The 6,895-nt window shown below is 69.3% G+C and carries 8 protein-coding genes; all 8 read right to left on the minus strand.

Translation table 11 applies throughout. The annotated features are described in order from the left end of the window. Positions 1–365: 365 nt before the first annotated feature. Entirely contained in the window at positions 366–1,166 is an 801-nt protein-coding gene (locus B1964_RS18855; protein ID WP_079930841.1) for a type III pantothenate kinase, read from the minus strand. A 33-nt stretch (positions 1,167–1,199) separates the two neighbouring features. Further along, positions 1,200–1,634 carry an aspartate 1-decarboxylase gene (panD, locus tag B1964_RS18860; protein ID WP_079930842.1) on the minus strand — a complete coding sequence of 145 codons (435 nt, stop codon included), beginning with the start codon at positions 1,632–1,634 and terminating at the stop codon, positions 1,200–1,202. 70 nt (positions 1,635–1,704) lie between these two features. Continuing rightward, positions 1,705–2,625, minus strand: a complete 921-nt coding sequence (gene panC, locus B1964_RS18865; protein ID WP_079930843.1) for a pantoate--beta-alanine ligase — start codon at positions 2,623–2,625, stop codon at positions 1,705–1,707. A 31-nt stretch (positions 2,626–2,656) separates the two neighbouring features. After that, on the minus strand, positions 2,657–3,715 hold the full coding sequence (locus B1964_RS18870) for a DUF2520 domain-containing protein (protein WP_079930845.1): 1,059 nt from the start codon (positions 3,713–3,715) through the stop codon (positions 2,657–2,659). 192 nt (positions 3,716–3,907) lie between these two features. Then, positions 3,908–5,185 (minus strand): DUF6779 domain-containing protein, encoded by a 1,278-nt coding sequence (locus tag B1964_RS18875; protein ID WP_014361549.1) that lies wholly within the window; start codon positions 5,183–5,185, stop codon positions 3,908–3,910. A gap of 126 nt (positions 5,186–5,311) precedes the next feature. Next, positions 5,312–5,854 (minus strand): DUF3180 domain-containing protein, encoded by a 543-nt coding sequence (locus tag B1964_RS18880; protein WP_079930844.1) that lies wholly within the window; start codon positions 5,852–5,854, stop codon positions 5,312–5,314. Continuing rightward, positions 5,851–6,408, minus strand: a complete 558-nt coding sequence (gene folK, locus B1964_RS18885) for a 2-amino-4-hydroxy-6-hydroxymethyldihydropteridine diphosphokinase (protein ID WP_006371930.1) — start codon at positions 6,406–6,408, stop codon at positions 5,851–5,853. Before folK ends, B1964_RS18880 begins: the two co-directional genes overlap by 4 nt. Next, positions 6,405–6,776 carry a dihydroneopterin aldolase gene (folB, locus tag B1964_RS18890; protein WP_014361551.1) on the minus strand — a complete coding sequence of 124 codons (372 nt, stop codon included), beginning with the start codon at positions 6,774–6,776 and terminating at the stop codon, positions 6,405–6,407. The genes folK and folB overlap by 4 nt, the downstream gene beginning before the upstream one ends. Between the last annotated feature and the right edge of the window lie 119 nt (positions 6,777–6,895).

Raw genomic sequence — 6,895 nt, forward strand, 5'->3', positions numbered from 1 at the left:
GGGAACCGCCCCCAGCCGCGACAGCCTCGGCATAGTGGCTGACCTGCAGCGACAGCGGGCCGTTGGGTGCGGGAGCAGAGACGGGTGCGAGAACCTGGACCGATGCGGTCATGGTGAGAAACCTCGAGTGATCGAAAAGGTGAGCGGGGAGCGCGAAGGAGGGCGGCCGCAGATACGGACTCAGCCCTGACAACACTCCTGACAGCTCTTGATCACGTCGGACAGTTTGCCACAGTGAACGCCAGCGGGTCCAGGGTCAGCCGGGTTTTGTGCACCGGGCGAGCAAAAGTCGATCTGCTTCCCTCGCGTAGGCGCTGTCGGCGCGGTGGTGGGCACTGTCGGCGCTGTGGTGGGCGCTGTCGGCGCTATTTGCGTCGCACGGCCGCCTTGGTGCGTTCGTGCACCAGACGCAGGCCCTCGAGGGTGAGATGGCTGTGGTGGGTGGTCAGCGTCGAGCATTCGTCGAACATCAGGGGTGCCAGGTAGCCGGTCGCCACGACGGTGACGTCGTCGCCGGCGAAACCGGCGACCGTGGTGCGGATGCGGTTCACCAGGCCGTCGATCTGACCGGCGAACCCGAACAGGATGCCCGACTGCAGGGCCTCGACCGTGTTCTTGCCCAGGACGCTGCGCGGCGGCATCAACTCCACCTTGCGCACGGTGACGGTGTGTTCGCTGAGCGCCTCGACACCGAGGTCGACGCCGGGTGCGATGGCGCCGCCGAGGAACTCGCCCTTGACCGACACCGCGTCGACCACGGTGGCCGTCCCGCATGCCACCACGATGGTCGGCCCGCCGTAGGTGTGATAGGCGGCAAGGCAATTCGCGACGCGGTCGGTCCCCACCTCTTTGGGATTGTCGACCAGCAGCGGAACCCCGGTGCGCACACCGGGTTCCAGGATGACGTTGTGGGGATTGTCGAAGTACCGGCCGACCATCACCCGGACCTCGCGCAACAGCGACGGTACCGTCGACAGCGCCGCGACACTGGTGACCTGCTCGATGTCGGAGCCGAGGAGTCCCTGGATCAGCAACGCCAATTCGTCTGCGGTGCGCTCGGGTTCGGTGTGCAGGCGCCAATCGCGGACCAATCGCGCATGCGCGCCCGTACCGGCGAACACGCCGAGATGGGTGTTCGTGTTACCGATCTCGACGGTGAGCAGCATCAGCGGGGGCCGACCGTCAGAGGGTGGCCGACCTCACGCATGAGTGGCGGCGAGGTCGTCGGCGTGCCGGGGATCGCGCAATCCCGAACCCTCGGGCGCGCGGGCCGGGTCGGTCCCCTGCTCGAGAACCCGGTTGTGTTCGTCGACGAAGACCACCTGCGGTGCGTACTCGGCGATCTCCCGCTCATCGAGGATGCCGTAGGCGATGATGATCACCAGGTCGCCGGGGTGGACGAGATGTGCTGCGGCCCCGTTGATCCCGATGACCCCGGTACCTCGCTCACCGGCGATCGCGTAGGTCTCCAGGCGGGCACCGTTGGTGATGTCGACGATGGTGACCTGCTCACCCTCGAGGAGATCGGCGGCCTCGAGCAGGTCGGCGTCGATGGTCACCGATCCGACATAGTGCAGGTCGGCCTGGGTCACGGTGGCGCGGTGGATCTTCGAGGTCATCATGGTGCGCAGCATGTGCGGTTCCTCCGATGTCGTGGACAGGGTTGGCAGAGAAGTGGTTTGAGTCGCAACGGTTGTCGACGGGTCATTCGGACCTGGCCTCGCGTTCTTCGAGGCTCAATCCGATCGCGACGCCGACGTTGTCGATCAGCCGCGCCGCGCCGAGGCGGGCCGCGACCAGCAACCGCCCGTGGCCCTTGTCCGGCGGTTCTTCCAACGACCGGCCCCGCAGGGCGAGATAGTCGAGTTCGATCTCGGGCTCCGAGGACAAAACCTCCTGCGCCACAGCCAGAATGGCGTCGGCGCCCTTCGGAGCGGCGTGCGAGCCCGCGGTCAGCGCGGCCGACAGGGTGGTGGCGAGTTGGCGCTGCTCGGCGGAGAGGTAGCGGTTGCGCGAGCTCATCGCGAGGCCGTCGGCCTCGCGGACGGTGGGGACACCGACGATCTCGACGTCCATGTTCAGGTCGGCGACCATCTGACTGATGAGCACCAGTTGTTGGTAGTCCTTCTCCCCGAAGTACGCCGTGTGCGGCGCCGCGATGTGCAGAAGTTTGTTGACGACGGTGAGCATTCCGGCGAAATGCCCTGGGCGCGAGGCACCGTCGAGGATATCGCCGGCCGGTCCGGGATGGATCATGGTGCGCCGGCCATCGGGATACATCGCCGCCTCGGTGGGCGCGAAAACCAATTCCACGCCCAACGGCGCCAACAGCTCGAGGTCGGCGTCGAAGGTCCGCGGATAGTCGTCGAGGTCCTCGCCGGCACCGAACTGCAGCGGATTGACGAAGATCGACACGATCACGACGGTGTTGCCGCGTTCCTTGGCCGCGCGGACCAGTTCGAGGTGCCCGGCGTGCAGGGCACCCATCGTCGGCACCAGGGCGACCCGTCGTCCGGTGCTGCGCAGTGCCGCGGTCACCCGGTGCAGTGCTGCCGGATCACGGTGCACCGTCAGGGTTCCGGGGGTGAAGAGGTTCGCCTCGTCGGCGATCACGTGGGCACTCATCGCTGCTCCGTATTCATCTGGGCCTCAGGATTCATCTGGGCCTCAGGGCATCGAGGACCGCCTGCGGCGCATCCGACTGGTGGGCGGCGCGGCGGGCCAGCACACGGTAGGCCTCGGCGATCGAATCCCCATCGGTATCTGCACCGTCGCTATCCGCACTGTCGGCATCGGCGTCGGGCAGTGCCCGCAAGGCGGCCAGGTGTGCGGCGACGGCAGCGCCATCCCCGCGTGCGACCGGGCCCGTCAACGCCGACGCACCGAGGTCGAGCACGTTGTGCAGCGACGCGGTCACCAGCGGTCCGAGAATGCGTTCGGCCAGGCGCACCGGGTTTCCGTCGACGGTGGCGGTCGACTGCCCGGTCCCGGCGGGACCGGCGATCGCATGGTTGAGTGCGGTCACCGCATCGTTGATGAGCGCGACGAGATGGTTGGCACCGTGGGCGAGCGCCGCGTGATACAGGGTGCGGTCGGCCTCGGCCACCCGCACCGGCTCACCGCCCATCTCGATGACGAGGGCCGCGGCGATCGCGTCGCCGACCTCATCACCTGCGGTGATCCCGAAGCACGCCCGCGTCAGCCGCGAGGTGTCGTCGGCCGTGCCGACGAAGGTCATCGCCGGGTGGATCGCGAGTCCGGTCGCACCCAACGCGGTCAGCGGGGCGAGGATGCCGACGCCGTGCGCCCCCGCGGTGTGGGCCACCAGAGTGCGCGGGCGCAACCTGCCGGTGGCGGCGATGTCGGCGATCACCGACGGCAGGACGGCATCGGGCACCGAGATGAGGAGAAGTTCGGATCGGGACACCACGTCGGCGAGGTCGAGGATCGCCGACTCCGGCAGCCGCTGCTCGACCCGGCGGCGCGATTGTGGTGAACGCGCGACGACGGCACCGACCACGTGTCCGGCACGTTCGAGCGCTTCCCCGAGCGCCGTGCCGACTCGTCCGGCGGACACGATGCCGACGGTCAGTCGGGCGGGGGCGGGGAAGTTGGTGATCCCGGGGATCGCGGCGCTGTGGTGGGCATACCCGTCTCCGCCCGGCCTGGGTAGGCCGGCAGACGCCGCACGGGCGTCATCGTTCGACGAGGTCACCACTGTCCTCCGGGTCGTTCCAGTCCCGAGGGCTGCCGGGCGGCGTCCACAGCGGGTGTGGGGAGCCGCGACGGCCGGGTACCGGACGTTGCAGAGTCAGGGTAGGCGTTGGCGTCAGCCCGGATCCATCCCGTGTGACGGGGCTCACCGCACGGGGTCGGCCAACAGGCGGTGGTGTTACGGGGGACGCGATCAGTCGCGGCGACGGCGACGGCCGCCGCCCGCGGCGTCGGTGTCGCGGAGTTGCTTGAGCAGTTCCGACACCGGAAGCCCGTTGGAATGCGCGCTGTCGGCGTCGTCGACGGGATCCTCGACCGCCACCGGCTCCGGCTGCTCCTCGGGGCGTCGCCGACGCCCCCCGCCACCGAATGTGGTTGCTGCGCCTGCGGTTTCGTGTCGACCACGCGACCACGCGGGGATCGGACCGGACGCATCGGCAGTCCGGGCCCCGGCAGCCTCGGCGGCGCTGCCCGGCGTGGACACCTCGGGGCCGGGTCGATCCCATTCGTCGGTCGGGGTGTCATCGACGAACGCGGCGGGCTCATCGACGGCGTCGTGACCGGACTGCTGGGGAGCCGTCTGCTCGGGACCGGTCTGTTCACGTCCCGCCTGGTCGCGACCGGGTTGTTCCGGGGCTTCCGACGTCGCGGAATCCTGCGCATGATCGGCCGTCGACGTGGCGAAGCGTCCCGACAGCGGGTCGTCGGTGACGATCGGGATGACCTCGGTCATCTCGTTGGGGTCGGCCTTGCGCTCCACGTGGCGGCCGTCGTCGGCGGCCGGAACGGTCTCAGCGAAATCGCGTGCGGCGACCACACCATCGTCGGGGGCGTGAAAATCGGCGGCGCCGAAGCCCTCCGGACGGTACTGATCCGGCGCGTAGCCCTGCGAGCCGTAGGCGCCACCATGTCCGCCGAAGGCGGAGTCACCGCGCCCGGAACTCCCGTAGGGCGCGGAATACTGGTGGGGATCGAGCCCGCCGCCTCCGAGGCCGGAGGCGAGCTCGCGCAGCTTCTCGTTGGGCAACGCGACCTGATCGTCGGGGAGGGCTTCACCGAGCAACCGTTCGAGGCTGGCGCGCAGCGAGATCACCTGTTCCTTGAGGGAGGCGAGTTCGGCACCGGATTCGGCGGCGACCTCCTTGCGGATGGTGGTCTCGACGTCGAGCTCATACTGACGACGCGCGGCGATCTCCCGTTCGAGCTGGAGTTCGTACACGAGCCTCAGGTCGCGGCTCTTGGCCTCGGCGGTCTCGGCCTGCTTACGGAATCGGGTCACCAGGATCGCGCCGATGACCGCGGCCCACAGCGCCGCGATGACGGCGAGACTGCCCGAGATCGACAGGTTGTCGGTGAAGATCATCAGGATGCTGGCCGCCAGGGCCAGCACGATCAGCAGCCCCAGCAGCCACTGGCCGACCGAGCGGCCGGCGCGCCGGGGGTCCGAGGAGCGGCCGGTGGAGGTCGTCATATCTGTGCAACTTACCCGTTGACCTGTCTTTGGGTGTACAAGCCCGGCGGAGAGTCACGAATCGTCGATGCGCTATGGCGCGGCGTGAGTGGCGCCGCCGGAATCATCGGCGTCGCCGTGGACTTCTCAGGCCGGGCCCGGTCGCGTGCGACCGTTGCCGTTGACGGAATTGTCGTCGGGGTCGTCGGGCGCGCGGCAACAGTATTCGAGCCAGAGGGCGGCAACGGTGAGCACCACACCCCCGATGAGGCCGACGACCGCGGCGGGCGTGTCGTGTTCGGCGGCGCTCACACCGGTCTGATTGAGCAAGAAGACAAGCACCCCGCCCCACAACCCGGTGGCGATCGCCCCGAGAATCGCCGACGCCTTGGCCAGCGCGACCACCCGGGCTGCGGTCAGCGGGTGCAACTGCCCGCGGGCCCGGCCGACCTGTTTGCCCTCGACGCGTGCCCGCACGATGAACCCGGTGACCGCCTCGATGACGGCGAGGACGTAGAGCACGATGCCGGCCAACGCCGGGATCGGCGGGACGCTGGAATAGTTGTAGCGCACCAGAATCCACGCGGTGACGCCGACGATGACGGCCACGAGGACCAGGTCGAGGGGCTTGGTGGGTCCCATCCCCTGGTGCTCGTCGTCGTCCTTCTTGGGCGCGGAGGGCTCGCTCATCGCAGTGCGGACCTCGACAGCGGCCCGGTCCGGCGTACCCCGTCGCGCTCGTCGGTGGGCAGGGCTGCGGCCAGCTCGGCGACCCGCCGGGGCCCGGCCTCGGTGAGGAGTTCGGCGTCGGGATCGATCTGCAGCCAGGGCAGCAGCACGAACGCGCGCTGATGGGCCCGCGGATGCGGCAGCGTGAGGTCGGGGTCGTCGGAGTGGACGGTGCCGTCGGCGGTGTCGACCGTGATGACGTCGACGTCGAGGGTGCGGGGTCCCCATCGCACCTCGCGGGTGCGGTGCGCCCGATTCTCCAGGTCGGCGCCGATCCGCAGCCACTCGTGCGGCTCCCGTTTGCCCTCCACGATCAGCGTGATGTTGCAGAAATCGTCCTGCTCGACCCCACCCCACGGCGCGGTCGCGTACACGTCGGACACGGCGACGACGCGGATATCGGGGCCTGCGGTGGCGAACCCGTCGGGCACCAGCGCCAAGGTGGCCACCGAGTCGCCGATGTTGGACCCCGCGGACAGCACCGCGCGGCTGTGGCCGACGGGGACGGTGCTCACTTGACCGACTTCCGCGACCGACGGGTGACCACCGCGACGTCGTCGAAGGCCAACGGGATCGGCGCCGACGGCTTGTGCACGACGATCTCGCAAGCCAGGATGCGCTCGTCGGCCATCACCGCGTCGGCGATCTCCGCGCCGACCGTCTCGATCAGATTCCGCGCCGGGCCCGCGACGATCGCATGGATCTGGTGGGCCAGCGCACCGTAGTCGACGGTGTCGGCGAGGTCGTCGCTGGCTGCCGCGGAACGCAGGTCGGCCCACAGTGTGGCGTCGACGATGAAGAGCTGACCGTCATGGCGTTCATGCTCGAAGACACCATGATTGCCACGGACCCGCAGCCCCTTCAGCTCGATCCGATCGGCCATCAGCGCTCCCCTGCCTGTACGTGGGCGTGTACCCGACCGCATCCACCTGCTCGCCAGGCCGCGGCCACGAGGACCGCGTCGCGGCTGGCGGCGACGTCATGGACCCGCACCCCCCAGGC

It is taken from the genome of Gordonia sp. i37 (assembly GCF_002043085.1).
GTDB lineage: Bacteria > Actinomycetota > Actinomycetes > Mycobacteriales > Mycobacteriaceae > Gordonia > Gordonia polyisoprenivorans.